Below are 21,159 nucleotides of genomic sequence, written 5' to 3'. Positions count from 1 at the left end.
CGCGTCAGTCGGCGGTGGCGGTGCCGAAGTCGCGTACGTAGCGCCGCTGCCAGGGAGTCTCGACGGCGCGGCGGTGATAGTGCGCGCGCACATAGGCGACGGCCTCCCCGGCCGGGACGCCGTCGAGCACGGCCAGGCAGGCGAGCGCCGTTCCGGTGCGTCCGTACCCGCCGCCGCAGGCGATCTCCACCCGCTCAGTGGCGGCGCGCGCCCAGGCCTCGCCGAGGATTCGCCGCGCCGCGATCCGGTCCGTGGGCAGCCAGAAGTCCGGCCAGCGCAACCAGCGCGCGTCCCACGGCACTTCGGGTGGCGGCTTGCCCTGGAGGTGGACGGCGAACATCGGCTCGGGCCCCGCGGGCAGCGGGCGCCGGAGTCCCCGGCCGCGCACGAGTCGGCCGGAGGGCAGCCGCAGCACGCCCTCGGCGGTCTCGCTCCAGGTCTCAGCCACACGATCTCCCAATCTCCGTCACATGATCACCCTACGGAGAAAGGCGGCAGCGCGGCGTGAGTTGCGCTCCGGGCGAACCGCCGCACTCACGGCGCCGCAGGTCACAGAGCACTTCGCACATCAAAGGGACAATGGTCGTCCCGTCCTAGCCGATACTCACCTGGTTCTAACGGAATCTTGACTTCGACAGGGCATATTGACACGCATGACAACCATGGTTCCTGTCTGCCCGTACTGCGGCCGGGTGGAATGCATCTGTCCGGCAGTGGCCGGTCACTTCGCGTCGGCCCGCGCGTGCGCGCCGACGGCCACACCGCCGAGTGTCAGGCGGGGCGCACCGACCACGCGGACGCTGATACGCCGCGTGGGCCCCGCCCACCGGACGGGGTCCCACCGCCCCGCCCCCCGTGCCCTGAGCACACCGACCCCGACCGCCACGAGCAGGACCCCCGCTCCGGCGACCTGCCCGTAGTCGGTGCCGCCACCGACGCCTGACCCGCCGTCGTCGCGCACGCCGGACCTCTGGCCGACGACGACGGCGCCCAGTACCGTGCCGATGCCGCCCTCATCGACGCACCATCGATGAACGAGGCCGCGATCGACACGAGTTCGCACGCCGAACGGGTCTCCGGCATGCCCGCGTACTCGCCGCCGACGGGGCGGAGGGGTTGGATGAGCCGCAACGAGCCTGGACGAGCCGGAGCGAGCCCGAATGAGCCGGGACGATCCGGGACGAGGCCCTGACGAGAGGCGGAGCAGTGGCGAAGGGTGAGACGGTGACGGACTGGAAGCCGGGCGTCGAGGTCGCGGTGCACGAGTGGGCCGAGCTGGGCGAGGGGCCCACCTGGGACCCGGCCGCCGACCGCCTGATCTGGGTGGACATCCTCAACTCCCGTGTCCACACCTACGACCCGGCGAGCGGCCACCGCACGGTGCTCGCCACGGAACAGCACGTCGGCGCCGCGAAGCCACGCGTCGGCGGCGGCCTCGTCGTCAACCTCCGCGACGGCATCGGGCTCTACGCCCCGGACGGCGCCTTCTCCTGGCTGGTGCGCGACCCGGTCGCCGGTCGCCGCGGCAACGACGCGGCCGTCGCCCCCGACGGCGCGCTGTGGGCGGGCACCATGCGCTACGACGAGGCACCCGGCGGCGGCGCCCTCACACGGGTCACCGCGGACGGCACGGCGACCGAGGTCTTCCCCGACGTGGCCGTCAGCAACGGCACCGGCTGGAGCCCCGACGGCACCCTCCTGTACTACGTGGACAGCCCCACCCGACGCGTCGACGTCTGCCGCATGGACGGGCAACGCCCCGTCGAACGCCGTGAGTTCGCCGTGATCGCGGACTCGGACGGCTTCCCGGACGGGCTCACCGTGGACGCCGACGGCTGTGTGTGGGTGGCGCTCTGGGACGGCGGGCAGGTGCGGCGCTACACCCCGGACGGCACGCTGGACCGCGTCCTGCGGCTCCCGGTGGCGCGCCCCACCGCGTGTGCGTTCGGCGGCCCGGGCCTGCGGGACCTGTACGTCACGACGGCCAGGACCGGTCAGGACCGCCCGCACCCGATGGCGGGCTCGGTCCTCGTGGTCCAGGACGCGGGCCAAGGGCTGCCGGGGACGGCCTTCGCGGGCTGACGTCCGGGAGACGCGGCCGTCCCAGGATGCCACCCGAGCCTCAGACGGTCCGGCTCGCGAACATCGAGGAGATGACGCGCTCCGCCTGGTCGGCCAGGTAGAAGTGATCGCCGGGCAGCACCAGCGCGGAGAAGTCACCGCTGCCCGCGTCCCGCCACGCCTCCACGTCCTCCGGCGACACCTCGATGTCCTGGTCGCCCGTGAACACGCCGATGGGGCAGCGCAGCCGCGCCGTCAGGTCCGGCCGGTACGTCTCGATCAGGCGGTAGTCGGCGCGTATCGCGGGCAGCACCATCTCGCGCACGTCGGGGTCGTCGAGGAGCTGCGGGTCGGTGCCGCCGAGCTGCTTGATCTCGTCGACGAGCCGCTCCTCGGGCAGCAGGTGCACCGTCCCGGGGCGCTGGCGGCGCGGGCCCTGACGACCGGACACGAAGACCTGCCGGGGCGCGGGCCCGGGCCCCGCCTCCAGGCGCAGCGCCGTCTCCCAGGCCAGCGCGGCGCCCATGCTGTGGCCGAAGAAGACCAGCTCGCGATCGGCGCGCACCCCGGCCCGCAGTGCCTCCGTGACCGCGTCGGCCAGCTCCGTCATGGTGCCGATCGGCCGCTCCGCGAGCCGGTCCTGACGCCCCGGGTACTGCACCGCGACCAGCTCCACGTCCAGCGGAAGGAGTCGCGCCCACGGCGAGAAGAAGGAGGCGGTGCCGCCCGCGTGCGGGAAGCACACCAGGGTGGTGCGGGCGCCGGGGCGCGGCTGGGTGCGGCGCAGCCAACGGGGCGTGGGAGCGGCCGAGTTGCCACCGGGACGGTGGGCGGTGGGGTTCGATTCGGTGGTCATCAGCACTCCGTCGAGCAGCTAGGCGGTCGGGCCGCGGTTCAAGTGGTCGCCCGCGCGACGGAACCAGAAGCGGGGCAAGTGCCGCAACCCGGGGTAGCGGTTCGGTCGGCGCCCGAAGCGCTACCCCGCACCGATGCCACGTACACACAGATGTCCGGTCGCCCGGACGCGGGGCGGCGCGGGGGCAGTCCGGTGCCGGTGCGGTGATGGTGCTGCTTTGTGATGGTTTGCCGTAGAAGGCGGAGGCGGAGGCGGACGCGTCGGCCGTCAGTCCTCGTAGTGGATGACCCCGTCCTCAGTCCTCGTAGTGGATGACCCCGTCCTCGTCCATCGTCGGGTGCAGCTTCATCGGCTCCGTCGTCTCCATGTCCGAGGGTCGGGCGGACTCGGGTCCGTCGGCGCCGACCCTCACCATCCGTTCCACTCGGCAGATGCGGAAGCAGCGGTCGCGCACGACGACCTGGTTGGCGCGGCCCGCGGTCTTGAACTCCTGGGCGGCGCTGAGGAACTCGGCGCGTTCCATGGCGTCGAAGTCGTACAGGAGCGGCCACAGCTCGGTCATGCCGTGGACGAGGAGCCTGCGGGCGTCGTGCGGGGTGGGCATGAGGGCGCCGCGCGGCCGCCACCGCTCGCCCCGGCGTTCCGCGACGCCGAAGCTGACCGGGAGCAGGACGACCTCCGGATAGTCCCGGGCGGCCCGCTCGGAGTCCTCGCGCAAGGCGGCGGGGAGGTGGCCGCCGGAGTAGGTGAAGCCGCGCAGGGCGATGCGCAGCGCCCCCGCCATCAGGCCTTCGGTGCTGTTCGGGCCGAGGGTGAAGCCGACGTCCTGCGAGGGCGGGCCCGGCCGGTCCTCCCAGGAGGCGTCGGCCGGTTCGGGGTCGGTGGGCCGGGGCGGTTCGAGGCCGTCCTCGCCCGCGCGGGCGAACTCGTCGCCGCGGACGACCCGGTAGCGGGTGCCGAGCACGGTGACCTCGTTGACCGGCTCGCGTTCGAGCCGGGACACGGCCGCGAGCAGCGCGCGCCGCTGCTCGCGGTCCTCGGTGTCGTCCTTCGCCTTGAACCACAGCAGGGAGTTGAGGCCGTCCCGGGCCTGCTGGGGGGTGCCGTCGGTGACGTCCCCGAGCAGCCGCCAGGGTTCCCCGGCGCCGGTCCCGCGGGCGGCGAGCCCGAAGACCGGCCCGCGCACCGCCAGTTGTGGGTACAGGTACGAAGCGTCCACCGCGTCGGCCTCGCTGACCCATGCGGCCGGGTCGTCACGGCGGACCAAGTCGCTGTGCAGCGCGTCGATCTGCCGCTTCCAGTCGTCAGGCATGGGTGCATTGTCCCGACTCGCGAAGCCCCGCGCGGGCCGCGTCACGCGGGAGCATGACGAAGGGGTCGAATGCCGGGCGCACGGGGCGGGCGTGCCCTATAGGGGGTCTTCGCTCCGGGGCGGCGCCTGTGCGTACTGCGCCTCTCCGTCGCCGAGCGACCAGTCGATCGACGCGTTCTCGGTCACGGTGACGAACACGTTCCGCGGCTCGGTTCCGGCGTACTCGTGGGCGAGTTCGGCGATCCGCCGGTAGAGGGCCCGCTTCTGGTCGGGGGTGCGGCCGGAGCGCATCGTGATGGCCACGTACACGATGCCGCTGTCGCGGCGCACCCCGAGGTAGTCGTCGTACCGCAGCGTGCTGCCCCCGCCGCGGTGGCCGTTCAGCACCTGGAACCGGTCGTCGGCCGGGATGCCGATGGCCTCCACGAGCGCGTCGTGCACGGCCCGGCCGAGGGCGTCGAGGCGGTCGGGGCCGGCCTCCAGGGCGTCGATGCGGACAAAAGGCATGGAAGTGTTCCCTTCGCTGGTCCCTGGGGCGCGGGGGTGTCGGCCCCGCTCCACACGTACTGTACACACTAGTAGGTACAGCAACTTTCCCGATCGCCGCGCAGGCGCTACCGTCGGCGTCCGGGGAAACGATCAAGCAGGCCCGGGGGAGAGGCGGAACGTGTCCGACAAGGGAAAGACGGCCGACGCGGTGAACGGGGCCGACGGGGCGAACACCGCGCTCGACGCGCCGTGGTGGGCCGGTCTCGGTGCGGTCGGCGGGGTCGTCCTCGTCCTGCTCGGCGTCGGCGGCGCGCTCGTCCTCTTCCTCGGCGGGTTCGATGTCGAGGGCCACTTGGCGGTGCTGCACGGTGCGGCGAAGCTCGTGGCCATCGGGCTCGTAGTCGCCGGGACGACCCTGTTCGCGCGCAGCCGCGGCGTCGGCGGGGGCGGCACCGGCGACCACGACGAGGCCGAGACCGACGTGCCGTAGGCGGCGGCGCCCTACGCGGAGGCGTCCGGCGCGTCCCTGCGGAACAGCCCCGTCCAGAGGAACGCCTCGCCGAAGTGCGCGGACTCGGGCGGCTCGTCGCGCATGCGGCGCAGTTCGACCTCCGTGAGGTCGGAGAAGATCCAGCGGAGCGATTCCGCGGTGTAGGCGAGGCCGCCCTGGAGTCCGGAGCCGCCGTAGAGGTCCGCGTCGGGGAGTTCGGAACCCATGCCGCCCGCGGCGAAGCAGGTGAGGCCGAAGTGGCCGCCGGGCGCGAGGGCGCGGTCCAGCAGGGCGAGGTAGCTGACGCGGCGGTGCGGCGGCAGATGGTGGAAGCAGCCCGAGTCGTAGACCAGGTCGTACGGTCCGCCGAGCGTGGCAGGGTCGAGGGCGAACGCGTCGCCGAGGTGGAAGCGGATCCCGGCCCCGGCCTCGCGGGCGCGCTCCCCGGCCCAGGCGAGTGCGGCGGGCGAGACGTCGACGGCGTCCACCTCGAAGCCGAGCGCGGCCAGGTGCAGTGCGTTGCGGCCCGGGCCGCACCCCAGGTCGAGGGCGCGACCCGGCCGGATCAGGCCGCGTTCGACGTACGAGGCGAGGCTCGCGTCGGGCTTCGCCACGAAGAACGGCACCGGCTTGGACCGGTCGGTGTAGAAGCCGTCCCACCAGTCGGCCGCGTCCGCCGTCCAGCGGTCGGCCCCCGGCGCGAACAGCCCGTCGAGGAGCTTCAGTACGTCGTCCACGGTGCGTATGTTCCGGTCCATCCGAACCCCTTTCGCGAGGGGCCAAGAATATCGACGGTACGCATGAAAGCCCAGGTCAGATGGGGTGGCGCGGGTGCGTGGGCGGGCTTGTGCGGGGAGCGGGCGGGGTGTGGGAGGGGGGACCCCGGACCGTGCCCGTCCGTCGCCGTGGGGCCCCGTCGAACGCCGTCAGGCGGGTATCGGGGGCGCCGCCGGAGCGGGTTTCGCGACGGATGCGAAGTCCGGCTGCGGGAAGGCGCGGCGGTAGTCGCTGGGGGACACCCCGACCTGCTTGAGGAAGTGGTGGCGGAGGTTGTTCGCCGTGCCGAGACCGCTGAGTTCGCCGACCTTCTCGACGGGAAGACCGGTGGACTCCAGGAGGCTCTGGGCGCGGGCGAGGCGCTGGTTGAGGAGCCACTGGAGCGGGGTCGTGCCGGTGGCTGCCTGGAGGCGGCGGTAGAAGGTGCGCGGGCTCATCGCCGCGCGGCGCGCCAGATCCGTCACCGTCAAAGGCTGGTCGAGCCGCTCCCGGGCCCACTCCAGGACCGGGCTCAGCCCCGCGTCGTCCGTGGCGGGCACCGACAGATCGACGAACTGGGCCTGTCCGCCCGGCCGGTGGGCGGGCACCACCATGCGGCGGGCGAGCTGGTTGGCGACGTGCGCGCCGAGGTCACGGCGTACGAGATGCAGGCACAGGTCGAGGCCCGCGGTCAGGCCCGCGCTGGTCAGGACGTCGCCGTCGTCCACGTACAGGACCGAGTCGTCGACCTCCACCCGCGGATGGCGGGCGGCGAGCTGGGCCGTGTGCATCCAGTGCGCGGTGGCCCTGCGGCCGTCGAGGATGCCCGCCTCGGCGAGCGCGAAGGCGCCGGTGCACAGCGACACCATGCGGGCGCCCGCCGCGTGGGCGCGGCGCAGCGCGGCGACGAGGCCCGGCGGCAGCGGCGCGCCCTCCTCGACGCAGGCGTCGGGCACCGACGGCACGATGACGGTGTCCGCGCGCACGAGGTCGTCGAGCCCGTACGGAGTGCGCAGCGAGAAGCCGGACCGCGCGGCGGCGCCGTCCTCCTCGCCGCCGATGCCGCAGAGCCACAGGTCGTACCAGGAGTCGGCCAGATCCGGCTGGGGCTTGCCGAACACCGTGCACGGGATGCTCAGTTCGTACAGGTCCCACGACGGGACCCCGATCTCCTCGGTCACGACCACCGCGACGGAACCAGCGCTCATGCGGGCGAGGATACGACGCCCGCCGGGCTGGCAGGAATTTGGTGACCACCGTCACCACCGTCACTGTCGTGGCCCCCGGCGCGCTGCGAAGGTGGTCCGTACGTGATCAACGTGATCAGCCGCCCGAAGGCGGATCTTCTAGGAGTTACGACGCAATGAGCGCAGAACGACGCGCCCCCGTGACCGTCATCGGACTCGGCAACATGGGCACGGCCCTGGCCGCCGCCTTCCTGGAGCGCGGCCACCCGACCACCGTCTGGAACCGTTCGCCCGAGAAGGCCAAGGCCCTCGCCGAGCGCGGCGCGACGGTCGCGGCGACGCCCGGGGAGGCGGTGACCGCCGCCGAGTTGGTGATCGCCTGCGTCCTCGACTACGACGCGCTGCACACCGTGCTCGACCCGGTCGCCGACCGGCTCGCGGGCCGCGCCCTGGTGAACGTGACCTCCGGATCGCCGGAGCAGGCCCGCGACTTCAGGGACTGGGCCGAGGCGCGGGGTGCCACCTACCTCGACGGCGCCATCATGACCACGCCGCCCGGCGTCGGCAGCCCGGACATGATGTTCCTCTACAGCGGTTCGCAGGACACCTTCACCGCGCACAAGGAGACCCTGGACGTCCTCGGCGACGCGCTGTTCCTGGGCACGGACCCGGCGGTCGCCTCGCTGTACGACGCCGCGCTCCTCGGCCTGATGTGGGCCACCTTCAACGGCTGGCTGCACGGCACGGCGCTCGTCGGCGCCGACAAGGTGGCCGCCGCGGACTACACCGTGCTCGCGAACCGCTGGCTCGGCGGCGCGGTGAGCGGCTTCCTCACGCGGTACGCGGCGCAGATCGACGAGGGCGACTACCCGGGCGACGACGCGACCGTCGACGTGCAGATCGCGACCATCGACCACCTCATCCACGCCGCGGCCGACCGGGGCGTCGACAACGCGCTGCCCGAGCTGCTCAAGGCGAGCATGGAACGGGCGAAGGCGCTGGGCCACGGCGGGGACAGCTACGCGAGCGTGATCGAGGTGCTGCGCGGGAAGGGCGGGGCCACCGCCCGGTAGGCGTCGGGCACCCGGGCCCGGAGCAGCGGGCGGCCCGGCGCCCGCGACACGGTGTGGCGTCGGCCCGCCCGGGCCGACGCCACCGCCGTCACCAGCTCCGTGTGAGGTCCGGTTGCGGCTGCTCGGGCGCGCGCCGGGCGGAGGGCAGCCCGGTGAATCCGGGGGAGTCCACCGACGTACCGGCGACCCGGTCCGCGAGCGAGCGGGAGGAACGCGAGAGCACCGGGAGCACGTTCAGCAGGAACAGGGCGACCGCCGCGATCCAGCACAGGACGGACAGGAAGAGCCAGCCCTGCACCAGCATGCAGCAGGCCAGGGCGTACACCGCGACGTCGGCCGAGGTGGTGACGGCCGCCCGCAGCGCCGTGCGCGACGGTGTGCGCGGGGTGACGCGCAGCCCCATCAGGGCCTTGCCCAGGGTCCGGCCGGTGAAGTTGAGCGTGAGCCACTGGTAGAGGAACGTGAGCACGACCAGGGCGAGGAAGCCCTGCTGGATGTAGCCGACGGCGTCCTTCCACAGCGAGTCGACCATCTTGCCGGCCGCTCCCTGGGCGTCGCCCCCGGACTTGACGAAGTGCCAGCTTCCCTTGGTCACCAGCTCGGGCACATCGGTGATGAGCGCCGAGATGCGGTTGAAGGTCAGGACCGCGAGCCCCCAGGCCGCCGCCACCACCAAAGCGAAGTCGATGAGCCAGGCGCCGACACGGCGAAACTTCGGCACAGATGATCCCCCAAGACTGCTACCCCCCGGTCTGACTCCGTGACGATAGCAACACCGGAGCCGTCGCTCACCCGGTCAATCGAGACGATCTCGGGGCACTCCCGTCCTCCAACTCCGTTGCCATGGCGTCAAGATGACGCCGAAGCGACCGGCGCGAAGAAGGACACACGGAGCGCGTGGGGCGCATTCCGGAGGCTTTGCTCCGCGCACGCTCCCCACGCCCTCGCTGGGCCCTCCCCGCGCTCTCCGCGAGTGAATCGACGGCTCCTGGAGGTCCCGTACCTACACTCCGGGCATGGACACCACACGCCTCGATGACCTCGCCGACGGCAAGTACGTACTGGTCACCAGCTACCGCAAGGACGGCACGGGGGTGCCGACGCCCGTCTGGGTGGTGCGGGACGGCGACGCGCTCGGGATCTGGACGGTCACGGACAGCTGGAAGGTGAAGCGGATCCGCCGTCGGACGGACGTTCTCGTCGGTCCCTGCGATGTGCGCGGCAACCCCACGGGCGATCAGGTTCCGGCCACGGCCGAGATCTGTGACTCGACGACGACTGCGCGTTACCGCAGACTCATCGCACGGAAGTACGGGTTCTCAGGGATCGTGGTCCTGCTCGGCAGCAGGCTGCGGCGAGGGGTGCGCGGCACCGTGGGTATCCGTCTCACCCTGGTTCCGTGATCAAAGACGCGGCCTGTGTACCGAATTGGGCCATATTGCGGGCAAGTTGACGCCCGAGAGACGCAGATCACACCGATTCGGTGGCATTGGTACATGAGACCTACACCGATTATCTGCGTCTCCTACCCGAGGATGAGCTGCCCCTGTCAGGACTACACCGGTCGTGGGCCGATAGTCCGGCCCGCAGTCTGACTTCCGTGCCCCAACCGGACGGCACGATGGAGGGGATCCTGAAGACCTGTACCGACGAGCATCAACGTGCCGCCGGATGGTCACCCTTGCCTGCCAATCCCGACGGGGGTCTCTTTCGCCGTGGCTACGTTCCTCTACAAGCTGGGCCGTCTTGCGTTCAGACGGCGCTGGTGGATGGCACTCATATGGGTGCTGCTCTTCGTAGGCGCCGGCTTCGCCGCCTCGGCAGCCCCCGCAGCACCCGCCGACACGTTCTCCATGCCGGGCACGGAGTCGCAGAAGGCCTTCGACCTGCTCGACGAGCGCTTCCCGCAGAGCAAGTCCGACGGTGCCACCGCCCGCGTGGTGGTCCGCGCCCCGGACGGCGAGAAGATCACCGCCGGGGAGAACAAGGCCAGGGTCGACAAGCTCGTCGCCGACCTGGGCAAGGGCCCGAAGGTCTCCAAGGTCGACGACCCGTTCAAGGCGGGGGCCGTCAGCAAGGACAAGACCACCGTCTACGCGACCGTGTCCTACAAGGTCACCGGCACCGAGCTGAGTGACAAGAACAAGGAAGCCCTCGAAAAGCTTCTGAAGGACACGCGCAAGGACGGCCTGACCGTCGAGGCGGGCGGTGACGCCGTTCCGAGCGAGCAGTCCATGGGCGGCAGCGCCGAGCTGATCGGCATCGGCGTCTCCGCGGTGGTCCTGCTCATCACCTTCGGCTCGATGATCGCCGCGGGCATGCCCATTCTCACCGCCCTCATCGGCGTGGGCATCGGCATCTCCAGCATCACGGCGCTCGCCAGCACCCTCGAGCTGTCCAGCACCACCTCGACGCTCGCCATGATGATCGGTCTCGCGGTCGGCATCGACTACGCGCTGTTCATCGTGTCCCGCTACCGAGCCGAGATAGCCGAAGGACGCGAACCCGAGGACGCGGTGGGCCGCGCCGTCGGAACCGCCGGCTCCGCCGTCGTCTTCGCCGGACTCACCGTCGTCATCGCGCTCGCCGGCCTCATGGTCGTCAACATCCCGCTGCTCACCAAGATGGGCATGGCCGCGGCCGGCACGGTCGTCATCGCCGTGCTGATCGCGCTCACCCTGATCCCGGCGCTGCTCGGCTTCGGCCGCCGCAAGGTGTTGCGCCGCAAGGACCGCAAGAAGCCGTTCGGCACGCCGCACGCCGACGCGCACGGCAAGCCGAAGCTCGGCACCCGCTGGGCCCGGTTCGTGCTGCGCCGCCCGCTGATCGTGCTGCTCTTCGCCGTCGTCGGCCTCGGTGCCATCGCGGCCCCGGCCGCCAAGCTGGAGCTCGGCCTGCCCGACGAGGGCACGTTCGCCACGGACACCACCCAGCGCAAGGCGTACGACATGCTGTCGGACTCCTTCGGCAAGGGCTTCAACGGCCCGCTCACGGTCGTCGTCGACAAGGACGGCAAGGGCGCGGGCGCCGCCGCGAAGGACGTCGGCGACGCGCTCAAGAAGTTCGACGGCGTCGTCACCGTCACCCCGGCCGCGCCGAACAAGGAAGACAACACGGCGACGATGACCGCCGTGCCGAAGACCGGCCCGAGCGACGCCGACACCGAGAAGCTGGTCAAGAAGATCCGCTCGGACATCAGCGACGTCGAGTCCAAGACCGGGGCCGAGGTCCTGATCACCGGCTCCACGGCCATGACGATCGACTTCTCGCAGACCCTCGACGACGCCCTGATCCCGTACCTGGCTCTCGTCGTCGGCCTGGCCTTCCTGCTCCTGATGCTGGTCTTCCGCTCCATCCTGGTCCCGCTGAAGGCGGCCCTCGGCTTCCTCCTGTCGGTCCTCGCGGCGCTCGGCGCGGTCGTGGCGGTCTTCCAGCAGGGCCACCTCGCCGACGTCTTCGGTGTCGACCAGCCCGGCCCGATCATGAGCATGATGCCGATCTTCATGATCGGTGTGGTCTTCGGTCTGGCGATGGACTACGAGGTGTTCCTCGTGACGCGTATGCGTGAGGCGTACGTCCACGGGGCCCGCCCGGGCGAGGCCATCGTGACCGGCTTCACGCACAGCGGTCGCGTCGTCGCCGCCGCGGCGGTCATCATGATCAGCGTCTTCTCCGGCTTCATCATGGAGAACGACGACATGATCAAGATGATGGGCTTCGGCCTCGCCTCGGCGGTCCTCTTCGACGCCTTCGTGGTCCGCATGGCGATCGTGCCCGCGGTGCTCGCGCTGCTCGGCAAGTCCGCCTGGTGGCTGCCGCGCTGGCTGAACAAGATCCTCCCGAACGTGGACGTGGAGGGCGAGAAGCTGCACAAGCAGCTCGGTGACGTGAACGGCGGACCCGCGCCGTACAGCGACCCCGAGCGTGAGCTGCAGCGCGTGCGCTGACCTGTCAGTGACAAGGCGGCCCGGTGACCTTCGCGGTCACCGGGCCGCTCTGCTGTGCGCCCGCGGCCCCGCGGGTGGAGACTGTCCTCGGCGCGACCCCGGAGGTGCCCGTGCTGTTCACCCAGGAGACCCTGGCCAGGATCGCCGCCGGTGATGTCGACCTGGCGTTCCGGCGCTGGGTCAGGCCCGCCGTCCGGCCCGGCACCCGGCTGCGTACCGCCGTCGGCGTACTCGCCGTCGACGCGGTGGACGCCGTCGAGGAGAGCGCCGTCACCGACCGGGACGCCCGCCGCGCCGGATACCCCGACCGCGCGAGCCTCCTCGCCGACCAGCGCCCCGGCGCCGACCGCGCCCTCTACCGCGTCACCCTCCGCCGCGTCGGTGCCGACCCCCGCGTCGGCCTGCGCGAGGACACGGACCTGACCGCGGCCGACCTGGACGCCGTCACCACCGCCCTCGCCCGCATGGACGCCCGCAGCGGCCACGGCCCGTGGACCACCGCCACCCTCGAACTCATCGCCGCGCACCCCGCCGTCCGCGCCGCCGACCTGGCCGCGCGGGCGGGCCGCGAGACGCTCCGCTTCAAGGCGGACGTGCGCAAGCTGAAGGAGCGCGGCCTGACCGAGAGCCTCGACGTCGGCTACCGCCTGTCACCGCGCGGGCGCCTCGTGCTCGACCACCTCCGGGACGCCGAAAAGCCCTGAACGGCAGTGATGTCACGCTGATTTGACACTGATTTGACGCTGATTCGGCGAGGAAAGGCGCCGAAGAGGTGATTCGGCTCGATTCACGTGTCCGTGAAGTCAACTTCGGTGTGACGACAGGCGTCCGTGCTAAGGGCTGGACCGTTTTCAGCCCGGCTGCCGGAGGAGGTTGACCATGATCGGGGTCGACGGGGACCGGCTCGCGGTGGTCGCTCTGGATGCCCGGCGGGCACGGGACGTCCGGATCGCGGGGGCGAAGGCGGCACATCTGGCGCGGGCCGCGGGAGCGGGGCTGCCGGTGCTGCCCGGCTTCGTCGTGGCGACCGCGGGAGACACCGCCGAAGCGCACCGGGGCGAGAGCGAACTGCGGCGCGCCTGGAGCGAGTTGAGCGAAGAAGGTGCGCGACCACTGGTCGTGCGGTCCTCGTCCGCGCACGAGGACGGCGCCGAGTCGTCCCTGGCGGGCCTGTTCGAGACGGTCCTCGACGTGCACGGCTGGGACGCGTTCACCGACGCCGTGCGGCGGGTGCTGCGCTCCGCGCGCCGCGTCCCCGTACGGCACGTGCCGGACCGCGGCGGCGACGGCGCCGCCCGCGCGGACATGGCCGTCCTCGTGCAGCCCATGGTGCGCGCCGTCGTCGGCGGCGTGATGTTCGGCGCGGACCCGCTCACGGGGCGGTACGACCGGGTGCTCGTCAGCGCCGTGCCCGGCGGCCCCGACCGACTGGTCGACGGCAGCGCCGACGGCGTCCGCTACCACCTCACCCGGCACGCCCGCCTGGTCCGCACCGAACCCGCCGAACCGCGCGGCACCCGCCTCCTCGACCACGGCCGACTGCGCCGTCTGGTGCGTCTCGCGCGCCTGGCCCAGCGGGAGTTCGGCGGCCCGCAGGACATCGAGTTCGGCTTCGACGGCGACGACCGGCTGTGGCTGTTCCAGACCCGCCCCATCACCGCGATGCCCTCGGCCCCGCCCCCCGGCGCCCGCCTGCTCGGCCCCGGCCCGGTGGCCGAGACCTTCCCCGACGTCGTACAGCCGCTGGAGGAGGACCTGTGGCTCGCCCCCATGTCGTACGGCCTGACGCTGGCCCTCGACCTCACGGGCTCGGCCCCGCGCGGGCAGCTGCGCCGACTCCCCGTCGTCACCACCGTCGACGGGCGTGCCGCCGCCGACCTGCGCCTCCTCGGCGCGGCCCGTTCCCGCCGCCCCGTCCTCGCCTTCCTCAACCCCGCCCCGGGCGCCCGCCGCGCCGCCGCGGCCTGGCGGACCGGGCGCCTGCGCGCCGCCCTGCCGATGCTCGCCGTCGACCTCATGGCCGACGTGGACCGGTACTTGAGCGAACTGCCGCCCCCCGAGGCGATGTTGAGCGGACGGCTGTTCGCCGCCGTGTCCTGGGGCCGTACGGTCCTGGCCTCGCTCCACGCCCAGGAGTCCCTGGCCGGAGCCCTGTTGGCGCAGGGCTCGGGTGCCACCGCGGCCGGCGAGGCGCTGGCCGTCCTGTCCGAGGCGCGCGCCGCCGAACCCGACGACGCGCGCCTGGTCGCCCGACACCCGGTGCTCCTTTCCCTGCTGCCGCCCTCGCTCGGCCCGCGCCCGCCGCTGCCCGCGCGCACCGCGTGGGCCGGGGTGCCGCGCGGCACGGCGGCCCTTCCCGCGCGTGAGGGCCTGCGCCTGCGTGTGCGCTGGGTGCAGGAGATGCAGGCCGCCATGGTGCACGAGATAGCCCAGCGCTTCACGGCGGCCGGACTCATCGACGACCCGTGCCGCGTCGCCCTGCTGCGCTGGACCGAGCTGACGGCCGCGAGCGACGGCGCGGGCCTCCCCGCCGACCTGCCCGAACGGCTGCCCCGCCCGCACCGCCCCGCCCTGCCCGCAGCCTTCCGCCTCGCCGCGGGATGCCCCGTGCCCGAACCGGGCGGGCGCCGCAAGGAGAGCCCCGGCCAGGGCGCGGGCGGCGGCTTCGGCTCGGGCGCCGCCTGGCACGGCACGGGCACGCCGCCCCGGCACCCGGTCCTGGTCGTCCGCACCCTCGACCCGGCCTTCGCGCCGCTGCTGCCCGGACTCACCGGCCTGGTCGCCGAGACCGGCAGCGTCCTGTCCCACCTCGCCGTCCTCGCCCGCGAGTACCGGGTGCCCACGGCGGTGGGCGTCCCCGACGCGCAGGGCCGCTTCCCGGAGGGGACGCGGCTCTCCGTGGACGGGGGGACGGGCGAGGTGGAGGTGGTGCGGGTGGCGGCCGTGGCGGAGCCCCCGGACACCGAGGCGGGCGTGGCGGGTGCGGCCGGGGCGGAGGCGGCCCGGCCGGGCGGCGTCGAGGCCGTCGGCGGGGAAGTCGCCGAGCGCGGCGCGGGAGCGTCCAGGGCCGGTGCCGGATCCGACGTGCCGCCGTGCTCCCGCGACGGGGACGCGCGCGGAGCCGTCCCGCCCGACTGCCCCGACTACCGGGAGGGCATGGCGTCATGAAGTACGTGAGCTATCTCTTCGGCGGCCTCACCGCCGCCGCGGCCGCCACCTACAGCGTCGTCTACCTCACCCGCTGGGAGTGGCAGCGCGCCCTCATCTGCGGCGTGCTGCTCCTGGTCGTCGAGGGCCTGCTCGTCTGCGCGGTGCTCCTGAGCCGCATCGGCCGCCTGGAACGCCGGATCGCCGACACGGGGGAGCGCACCGAGGAGGTGTGGCGGCGGCTGCGGGAGTCCGGCGCGGAACCGGACGCGCGGTTCCGCTGGCTGGAGCCGCGCGCCCCCGACGGCGCCCACCGCACGTACGTCTTCGTGCCCGTCCTGATGGCGGCCGGGGTGCTGCTGTCCGGGGTCGCCTGGGTCGTCCAGCGGATCTCGACGGCCACCGCCCGGCCCGGGGCGGAGCGCAGGCTCGCCGGGCGCCTGACGGCACTGACCGCTCCGCCGCCCGAACTCCTCGGCAGGGCCCCGGAGTTGGAGGGCAGGCCCGCCGTGCCGCGCCCCCGCACCGCGCGGACGCTCCTGGCGACCGTCGTGGTCGCGGCGTGCGGACTGCTCCTCGCCCTCCTGGTGGACACGCTGTCCGACGCCACGCAGACCCGCCCGGGCAAGGCGTCGGGCTCGGCCGCGACCACCCTCGTCTACCAGGTCGAGGTGCACGGCAGCGACGACGCGAACGCCCGCGCCCTGGCCGCCCGCGAGCTGTGGGAGCGGTGCCGCCGCTCGACCGCCGTCCTCAACGTGCGGGCCCCGCTGACCCGCCTCGACACGGACGTCTGGGCCGGAGTCATCCGCCCCGCCCTGTCCGAGCACGACGTGATGCGCCTCAGCGGCTGCCTGACCGACGCGACGGCCCACCGCACTCGCGCGCGGGTCCTCGGCGAGAGCCAGACATCCGGGTGAGGCCAACTCCCTTGATGCCAGGGCGTGGTGGCGAGGTCATGGGGGCTGCTGGGGCGGTCGGGCGAGGTCCCGGGGCCGCTCGCGCGCGGGTAGCCTGAAAGGCGTCTTTGTTCCCTCCCCGTCCCGTGCTGGTGTGCGCCCGTGCGTGCCCCATCAGGTGGTGACCGCTTGTCTTCCGTCCCCTCTTCCCCGCCCCCCACCTCGTCCCCCGCGCCGTCCCCGCCCGGGTCCCCGAGGGCCCGCGCCGCCGTCCTGTTCGGCGCGGTGCGCGCCGCCGGAGCCAGGACGCGTGCCGGGCTCACGCCGCGCCGTCCGCTGGCCCGCCGGGCGCTGAAGACCGTCGGCCTGTGCGTCCTCGGCTACACCGTCTTCTGGCTCACCTCGGCTCTCGGCGTGCTCGCGGTGTCGGCCTGGGCGGGTGAACACGCCCCGGCCGACGGTGAGTTGGCGGGCATCCGGCACTTCCAGCAGGTCGACGACCGGCTGTGGCGCGGCTCCGCGCCCAGCGAGGCGGGCTACCGCGCGCTCGTCGCACACGGCATCCACACCGTCGTGGACCTGCGCGCGGAAGACCTGAGCACCGCGGCGCTCGCCCAGCCGAAGCGCGCCGGGCTGCACGTCGTCCGCATGCCGATCCGCGACGGCCAGACTCCCGACGGCCGCCAGGTCGACCGGTTCCTGCGCGTCGTCGCGGACGCGCGCGGTCCGGTCTTCGTGCACTGCGGCGCGGGCGTCGGTCGCACCGGCTCGATGACCGCCGCGTATCTGGTCCGCACCGGCCAGGCGACGCCCGGCCAGGCGGCGCTGCGCACGGTCGCCGTGGGCCCGCCCTCGCTGGAGCAGATCTACTACGTGCTGAGCGCCGACCGGCACGCGAGCCGGCAGCCGCCCGGAGTGGTCTCGCTGGTCAGCCGACTCGCCGATGCGCCGCGCAGGATCAAAGCGTCGCTTTGAGCCGCCACACGGCGCCGCGGAAAAGCACCGCGCCGCCCTCGGCCGACAACTGCCGGCCGTCGGCCGCGCGCTCGCCGAGCCGCCGTTCGTCCTCGCGGACCCGCTTCTGCAGCAGCGTCGCCGCGAAGCGCCCGGCCACACCGCCGTCCTTCGACGGCTGCTCGCCGACGACCTCGAAGCCCGCGGAGGCGTAGTACGCCCGCAGCCGCGGGTTGTTGGCGCGGCAGTCGAGGCGGCACAGGCTGCGCCCCGCGGCGCGGACGCGGCGCTCGGCGTGCTCCAGCATGCGGCGGCCGGTGCCGGGCGGCGCGACACGGCGGTCGGTCATCAGACGGTGCACGTACCCGGCCGTGGGCGGCTGCGGACCCCAGGCCGCCGGGTCGTCCCACCACAGCTCCCAGGCGCCCGCGACCGGGCCGTCCGGGCCGAGCGTCGCGATCCAGATCTCGCTGTCCACGAGCCGCGCCCGGAAGTGCTCCTCGCCCAGCTCGCCCGGCTTCCACTGTGCGATGCCCTGCGCGATCTGCCAGCGGGCCGCCTCGTCCCGCAGCCGTACGAGGACGGGGACGTCGGACTCGTCGGCGCGCCGGAAGGAGAGCTCGCGCCCCGCCGCCGGTTCCAGGAGCTTGCGACGCAGTGCGGCCACCGACTCCGCGTCGGCGCCGAGGAGTTGCTCGGCGTACGCGCGCAGGGACCCGTACCGCTCGGACATGCCCGCGAGGAAGAGACGCATCACCTCGGCGGGCGCGCGCCCGAAGCCGAGCCAAGGCGGCTCGCCCTCGGGGTGGTCGGCGCGCCAGTCCGCGAGGAAGCGGTCCGTGGCGAGCTCGGTGAGCGCGTAGTCCTCGACGATGTCGGCCTCGGCCACGCCGAGCAGGGCGAGCACGAGGGCGGCGAGCAGGCCGGTGCGGTCCTTGCCGGACGCGCAGTGGAAGGCCACCGGACCGGAGTCGTCGTCGGCGAGCACTTCGAGGGCGCGGCGCAGCTCTTTCACGCCGTCCTCGGCCATCGCCAGATAACGCTCGCGGAGGTGGGGGACCAGCACCGCGTCGGGGCCCGGCGACGGCTGGGAGCGGGCGCGGTGCTCGGTGCTCAGCCGGTGGTAGGCGAGCGTCGGGTGCTCGGGCACCCGGCCCTTCGCCTCGATCTCCCACGGGTGGCGCAGATCGATGACGGTGCGGACACCCAGGGCGAGGAAGCGGTCCCAGTCGGCGTCCCGCAGCTTGCTCAGCGAGTCGGACCGGTACACCTGCTCCCAGCGCACCGCACGGCCGTCCTCAGTGACATAGCCGCCCAGGTCACGGAAGTTGTGCAGCCGTTCGAAAGGTATGTGTCTCTTCACAGTGCAGCAGCCTAAGGCCGGAAAGGCCGCGAATGCCGCGATGAACATCACCGCCAGCATCCGCGTTCGATTCCCGCCAAGAGGGCTGGACAAAGGGGTCCGCCCGTGCTCCGGGAGCGGGCCCGGGCGCGCCCCGCCGAGCCGCCGCGTGTCTTGTCACAGGACGCCGGGCGGCCGCGCCGAACCCACCCGGAAGATCATCCTCCGGGTGCCTCGCGCCACACACCGTTCCCCTGGCGCCGTCAGCGCCCGCCGACACGGACCGGCTTCGCCACCCGCGGCACCTCGTCCAGAGCGATCCCGAAGTGCTTCTCGTACGCGGCGAGGATCTCGGCGTCGGTGGCCAGTTCCGTGACGTCCCGCTCCGCGCCGGTGGTGACGGTGAGCTTGGAACCGCTGAGGGTGACCCGGCCCGTCTCGGTGACCAGCGTGCACACGGTGGACCGGGTGAAGTGCGACTTCGGGGACGTGCGGTGGTACCACGCCCCGGCCGTGAACTCGGCCAGCTCCCGGGGGCGTCTGTCGAGCACGTACTGCGGCTTGCCGTCCTTGAGGACGTCGAGGTCGCCGTCGGACGTCTCCACTACGCGGAACGTGCCGCCGGGGTCGTCCTGGTCCCCGCGCTCGGTGAGGTCGAGCGGGAAGTGGCTGTGGGTGCCGAAGCCGATGTCGGCGAGCCAGTCGCCGCCGTCCTCGGTACGCACCCTCAGCGCCAGGTGGTCGTAGGGGATGCCGGGGCGGCCGTCGTCGCCGTACACCCGGGCCTGGAGCAGCGTGACCTCGAAGCCGAGCGCGGTGAGGAGCGCCGCGAACGCGCCGTTGAGTTCGTAGCAGAACCCGCCGCGGCGTTCGTCGACGACCTTCGCCACCAAGTCCTCCTCGTCGAGGTCCACTTCCTGGCCGAGGTGGATGGCGAGGTTCTCGAAGGGGACGCTGCGCAGATGGGCGAGGTGCAGCGCGCGCAGGGCCGACGAGGTCGGGGCTGCGGGGCGGTCGACGCCGATGCGGCGCAGATAGGCGGCTGTCCGGGCGGTATCCATGGGGCAAGTCTCACCGGGGCCCGCCGCCACGGCCACCGACCGGGGGCGGGAGAGGACTCCGTCCCCGGACCTAGGTCCAAAGTGCCCCCGAACCGGATGGCCCACGGCCCCGGCTCGTGGGTATAGTCGATCTACGCCGCGCGGCACCGAATCCGCGCGTGTCCCAGAGAGGGAGGTGACCCAGATGCGCAAGCACTCAGCCGACCGCACCACAGTCCGGGCCCTCCTGACCGCCGTACGCGTCTGAGCCGTACGGCAGCAGCGCAGGAGCGCCCCGCTTGGCCCCGTCTGGTCCAAGCGTCGAATGTCATCGCATCGAAGCACTCCTGAGCGAAGGAACCATGACTGTCACGCCTTTCCGGATCGCCGTGCCCGACGACGTCCTCAGCGACCTGCGCGCACGACTGACCCGCACCCGCTTCACCACCGCGTCCGACACCTCCCACTGGGCGGCGGGCACCGACCCGGCCCACCTGCGTGAACTCGTCGCGTACTGGGCCGACGGCTTCGACTGGCGCACCGCCGAGGCCGCCCTGAACGAATTCCCGCACCGGATCGCCGAAGTCGCCGGATCCCCGGTGCACTTCATCCATCTGCGCGCCCGGCGTCCCGAGGGCGCCCCGGCGCCGCTGCCGCTCGTGCTCAGCCACGGCTGGCCGAGCAGCTTCGTCGAGATGCTGCGCGTCGCCCGGCGCCTCGCCGACCCGGCCGCGCACGGCGGCGACCCCGCCGACGCCTTCGACGTGGTCGTGCCCTCGCTGCCCGGATTCCTCTACTCCGGCCTGCCGCAGGGGCCGTTCACGCGCCGGGGCACCGCCGAGATCTGGCACTCCCTCATGACCGAGGCCCTCGGCTACGACCGCTACGGGGCGTTCGGCGGCGACATCGGCGGCGGCGTCACCCAGTGGCTGGGCGCGCTGTACCCGGAGCAGGTCGCCGGCGTGCACGTCACGTCCGCCTTGGTCAGCGCGGACTTCGATGAGGAGCCGCCGACGCCCGCGGAGCAGACGTACCTGGACGCGCTTGCCGCGTACGACGCCGGGGACCAGGGCTACAGCGAGATCATGTGCACCCGGCCCGACACGATCGCCGCCGCGCTCATGGACTCGCCCGCCGGGCTGCTCGCGTGGATCGTCGACAAGTACCGGGACTGGAGCGACTGCGACGGCGACGTCGCGCGCCGCTGGGACCGGGACACCCTCCTGACCGTCGCCACGCTCTACTGGGCCACCGGCAGCATCGGCTCGTCCTTCCGGCAGTACTACGACTACCACCTGAACAAGCTGGTGCCGCGCATCACCGTGCCCGCCGCCGTCACCCTCAGCCACGAACCCGCGTACGCGGACTACCCGAAGAGCCTCGCCGAGCGCGTCTTCGCCGACCTGCGCCACTGGAACACGCCGGGACGCGGCGGGCACTTCATGGCGCATGAGGAGCCCGACCAGGTCGCCGCCGAACTGCAGGCGTTCTTCGGGCCGTTGAGGCGGGCCGGCTAGGGCTCGTCCGGCAGTGGCCGCGCTCCCGGGCTCCGGACGGGGCTCGGGAGCGCGAGGGTCGATATAGGATGTACGTTCCGTTTCCTGCT

20 protein-coding genes are annotated in these 21,159 nt (G+C 72.9%); 10 read left to right on the top strand and 10 right to left on the bottom strand.

Features of this window, described 5'->3' with window-relative positions; all coding sequences use genetic code 11:
* Window positions 1-4: 4 nt before the first annotated feature.
* Both ACFVHO_RS19300 and ACFVHO_RS19295 read right to left on the bottom strand, forming a co-directional pair.
* Complete coding sequence (locus ACFVHO_RS19300; RefSeq protein WP_385715715.1) at window positions 5-448, bottom strand: protein phosphatase; 444 nt, start codon at window positions 446-448, stop codon at window positions 5-7.
* A gap of 273 nt (window positions 449-721) precedes the next feature.
* On the bottom strand, window positions 722-1,063 hold the full coding sequence (locus tag ACFVHO_RS19295; protein WP_385715713.1) for a hypothetical protein: 342 nt from the start codon (window positions 1,061-1,063) through the stop codon (window positions 722-724).
* A gap of 143 nt (window positions 1,064-1,206) precedes the next feature.
* Between ACFVHO_RS19295 and ACFVHO_RS19290 the strand changes: the two genes are divergently transcribed.
* On the top strand, window positions 1,207-2,082 hold the full coding sequence (locus ACFVHO_RS19290) for an SMP-30/gluconolactonase/LRE family protein (RefSeq protein ID WP_385715711.1): 876 nt from the start codon (window positions 1,207-1,209) through the stop codon (window positions 2,080-2,082).
* A gap of 40 nt (window positions 2,083-2,122) precedes the next feature.
* On the opposite strand, the gene ACFVHO_RS19285 is transcribed toward ACFVHO_RS19290, so the two are convergent.
* The 3 genes from ACFVHO_RS19285 to ACFVHO_RS19275 all read right to left on the bottom strand — a co-directional run bounded on the left by ACFVHO_RS19285 (window position 2,123) and on the right by ACFVHO_RS19275 (window position 4,736).
* Window positions 2,123-2,917: a thioesterase II family protein gene (locus tag ACFVHO_RS19285; protein WP_385715709.1), complete on the bottom strand. Its 795-nt coding sequence runs from the start codon at window positions 2,915-2,917 to the stop codon at window positions 2,123-2,125.
* A 295-nt stretch (window positions 2,918-3,212) separates the two neighbouring features.
* Window positions 3,213-4,229 carry a DUF5954 family protein gene (locus ACFVHO_RS19280; protein WP_385715707.1) on the bottom strand — a complete coding sequence of 339 codons (1,017 nt, stop codon included), beginning with the start codon at window positions 4,227-4,229 and terminating at the stop codon, window positions 3,213-3,215.
* Window positions 4,230-4,325: 96 nt separating this feature from the next.
* Window positions 4,326-4,736 (bottom strand): tautomerase family protein, encoded by a 411-nt coding sequence (locus tag ACFVHO_RS19275; RefSeq protein ID WP_385715704.1) that lies wholly within the window; start codon window positions 4,734-4,736, stop codon window positions 4,326-4,328.
* 160 nt (window positions 4,737-4,896) lie between these two features.
* Between ACFVHO_RS19275 and ACFVHO_RS19270 the strand changes: the two genes are divergently transcribed.
* A complete protein-coding gene (locus ACFVHO_RS19270; protein ID WP_385715701.1) occupies window positions 4,897-5,208 on the top strand; it encodes a hypothetical protein in 312 nt (103 codons plus the stop codon).
* 11 nt (window positions 5,209-5,219) lie between these two features.
* Here the strand turns inward: ACFVHO_RS19270 and ACFVHO_RS19265 are convergent, their stop codons facing one another.
* Together ACFVHO_RS19265 and ACFVHO_RS19260 are read right to left on the bottom strand one after the other, a co-directional pair.
* A complete protein-coding gene (locus ACFVHO_RS19265; protein ID WP_385715698.1) occupies window positions 5,220-5,966 on the bottom strand; it encodes a class I SAM-dependent methyltransferase in 747 nt (248 codons plus the stop codon).
* A gap of 168 nt (window positions 5,967-6,134) precedes the next feature.
* The gene (locus ACFVHO_RS19260; protein ID WP_385715695.1) at window positions 6,135-7,172 is read right to left on the bottom strand and encodes a GlxA family transcriptional regulator; all 1,038 of its coding nucleotides are present in this window, start codon (window positions 7,170-7,172) and stop codon (window positions 6,135-6,137) included.
* Window positions 7,173-7,327: 155 nt separating this feature from the next.
* On the opposite strand from ACFVHO_RS19260, the gene ACFVHO_RS19255 reads away from it, so the two are divergent.
* Entirely contained in the window at window positions 7,328-8,224 is an 897-nt protein-coding gene (locus ACFVHO_RS19255) for an NAD(P)-dependent oxidoreductase (protein ID WP_385715693.1), read from the top strand.
* 88 nt (window positions 8,225-8,312) lie between these two features.
* Here ACFVHO_RS19255 and ACFVHO_RS19250 read toward each other — a convergent pair whose 3' ends face one another.
* Window positions 8,313-8,945, bottom strand: coding sequence for an RDD family protein (locus tag ACFVHO_RS19250; RefSeq protein ID WP_385715690.1), 633 nt, complete (start codon window positions 8,943-8,945; stop codon window positions 8,313-8,315).
* 295 nt (window positions 8,946-9,240) lie between these two features.
* On the opposite strand from ACFVHO_RS19250, the gene ACFVHO_RS19245 reads away from it, so the two are divergent.
* The 6 genes from ACFVHO_RS19245 to ACFVHO_RS19220 all read left to right on the top strand — a co-directional run bounded on the left by ACFVHO_RS19245 (window position 9,241) and on the right by ACFVHO_RS19220 (window position 17,192).
* Window positions 9,241-9,627 carry a PPOX class F420-dependent oxidoreductase gene (locus ACFVHO_RS19245; protein ID WP_385715687.1) on the top strand — a complete coding sequence of 129 codons (387 nt, stop codon included), beginning with the start codon at window positions 9,241-9,243 and terminating at the stop codon, window positions 9,625-9,627.
* A 312-nt stretch (window positions 9,628-9,939) separates the two neighbouring features.
* Window positions 9,940-12,171 carry an MMPL family transporter gene (locus ACFVHO_RS19240; protein WP_385715684.1) on the top strand — a complete coding sequence of 744 codons (2,232 nt, stop codon included), beginning with the start codon at window positions 9,940-9,942 and terminating at the stop codon, window positions 12,169-12,171.
* 23 nt (window positions 12,172-12,194) lie between these two features.
* Window positions 12,195-12,875 (top strand): hypothetical protein, encoded by a 681-nt coding sequence (locus ACFVHO_RS19235; RefSeq protein WP_385715681.1) that lies wholly within the window; start codon window positions 12,195-12,197, stop codon window positions 12,873-12,875.
* Window positions 12,876-13,050: 175 nt separating this feature from the next.
* A complete protein-coding gene (locus ACFVHO_RS19230; protein ID WP_385715678.1) occupies window positions 13,051-15,339 on the top strand; it encodes a PEP/pyruvate-binding domain-containing protein in 2,289 nt (762 codons plus the stop codon).
* Window positions 15,336-16,238 carry a hypothetical protein gene (locus ACFVHO_RS19225; RefSeq protein ID WP_385715676.1) on the top strand — a complete coding sequence of 301 codons (903 nt, stop codon included), beginning with the start codon at window positions 15,336-15,338 and terminating at the stop codon, window positions 16,236-16,238. The genes ACFVHO_RS19230 and ACFVHO_RS19225 overlap by 4 nt, the downstream gene beginning before the upstream one ends.
* A gap of 168 nt (window positions 16,239-16,406) precedes the next feature.
* Window positions 16,407-17,192, top strand: a complete 786-nt coding sequence (locus ACFVHO_RS19220) for a dual specificity protein phosphatase family protein (protein ID WP_385715674.1) — start codon at window positions 16,407-16,409, stop codon at window positions 17,190-17,192.
* On the opposite strand, the gene ACFVHO_RS19215 is transcribed toward ACFVHO_RS19220, so the two are convergent.
* Both ACFVHO_RS19215 and ACFVHO_RS19210 read right to left on the bottom strand, forming a co-directional pair.
* Entirely contained in the window at window positions 17,176-18,534 is a 1,359-nt protein-coding gene (locus ACFVHO_RS19215) for a GNAT family N-acetyltransferase (RefSeq protein ID WP_385715672.1), read from the bottom strand. The two genes, ACFVHO_RS19220 and ACFVHO_RS19215, sit on opposite strands and share 17 nt — an antisense overlap.
* Before the next feature lie 242 nt (window positions 18,535-18,776).
* Window positions 18,777-19,574: an arylamine N-acetyltransferase gene (locus ACFVHO_RS19210; protein WP_385715669.1), complete on the bottom strand. Its 798-nt coding sequence runs from the start codon at window positions 19,572-19,574 to the stop codon at window positions 18,777-18,779.
* Between the two features lie 341 nt (window positions 19,575-19,915).
* On the opposite strand from ACFVHO_RS19210, the gene ACFVHO_RS19205 reads away from it, so the two are divergent.
* Entirely contained in the window at window positions 19,916-21,070 is a 1,155-nt protein-coding gene (locus ACFVHO_RS19205) for an epoxide hydrolase family protein (protein WP_385715666.1), read from the top strand.
* The last annotated feature ends 89 nt before the right edge of the window (window positions 21,071-21,159 follow it).

Origin of the sequence: Streptomyces sp. NPDC127108, from assembly GCF_042677545.1 — a bacterium.
In the GTDB taxonomy this organism is placed as follows: domain Bacteria; phylum Actinomycetota; class Actinomycetes; order Streptomycetales; family Streptomycetaceae; genus Streptomyces.
Note: the sequence above shows the minus strand (reverse complement) of the source record. Positions and strands in the feature narration are given on the sequence as shown.

What these genes read in the sequence shown, in the direction of transcription:
- ACFVHO_RS19260 (WP_385715695.1), bottom strand. Translation starts at nt 7,172, where the DNA reads ATGAGCGCTGGTTCCGTCGCGGTGGTCGTGACCGAGGAGATCGGGGTC.
- ACFVHO_RS19280 (WP_385715707.1), bottom strand. Translation starts at nt 4,229, where the DNA reads ATGCCTGACGACTGGAAGCGGCAGATCGACGCGCTGCACAGCGACTTG.
- ACFVHO_RS19285 (WP_385715709.1), bottom strand. Translation starts at nt 2,917, where the DNA reads ATGACCACCGAATCGAACCCCACCGCCCACCGTCCCGGTGGCAACTCG.
- ACFVHO_RS19255 (WP_385715693.1), top strand. Translation starts at nt 7,328, where the DNA reads ATGAGCGCAGAACGACGCGCCCCCGTGACCGTCATCGGACTCGGCAAC.
- ACFVHO_RS19210 (WP_385715669.1), bottom strand. Translation starts at nt 19,574, where the DNA reads ATGGATACCGCCCGGACAGCCGCCTATCTGCGCCGCATCGGCGTCGAC.
- ACFVHO_RS19225 (WP_385715676.1), top strand. Translation starts at nt 15,336, where the DNA reads ATGAAGTACGTGAGCTATCTCTTCGGCGGCCTCACCGCCGCCGCGGCC.
- ACFVHO_RS19265 (WP_385715698.1), bottom strand. Translation starts at nt 5,966, where the DNA reads ATGGACCGGAACATACGCACCGTGGACGACGTACTGAAGCTCCTCGAC.
- ACFVHO_RS19275 (WP_385715704.1), bottom strand. Translation starts at nt 4,736, where the DNA reads ATGCCTTTTGTCCGCATCGACGCCCTGGAGGCCGGCCCCGACCGCCTC.
- ACFVHO_RS19205 (WP_385715666.1), top strand. Translation starts at nt 19,916, where the DNA reads ATGACTGTCACGCCTTTCCGGATCGCCGTGCCCGACGACGTCCTCAGC.
- ACFVHO_RS19245 (WP_385715687.1), top strand. Translation starts at nt 9,241, where the DNA reads ATGGACACCACACGCCTCGATGACCTCGCCGACGGCAAGTACGTACTG.
- ACFVHO_RS19230 (WP_385715678.1), top strand. Translation starts at nt 13,051, where the DNA reads ATGATCGGGGTCGACGGGGACCGGCTCGCGGTGGTCGCTCTGGATGCC.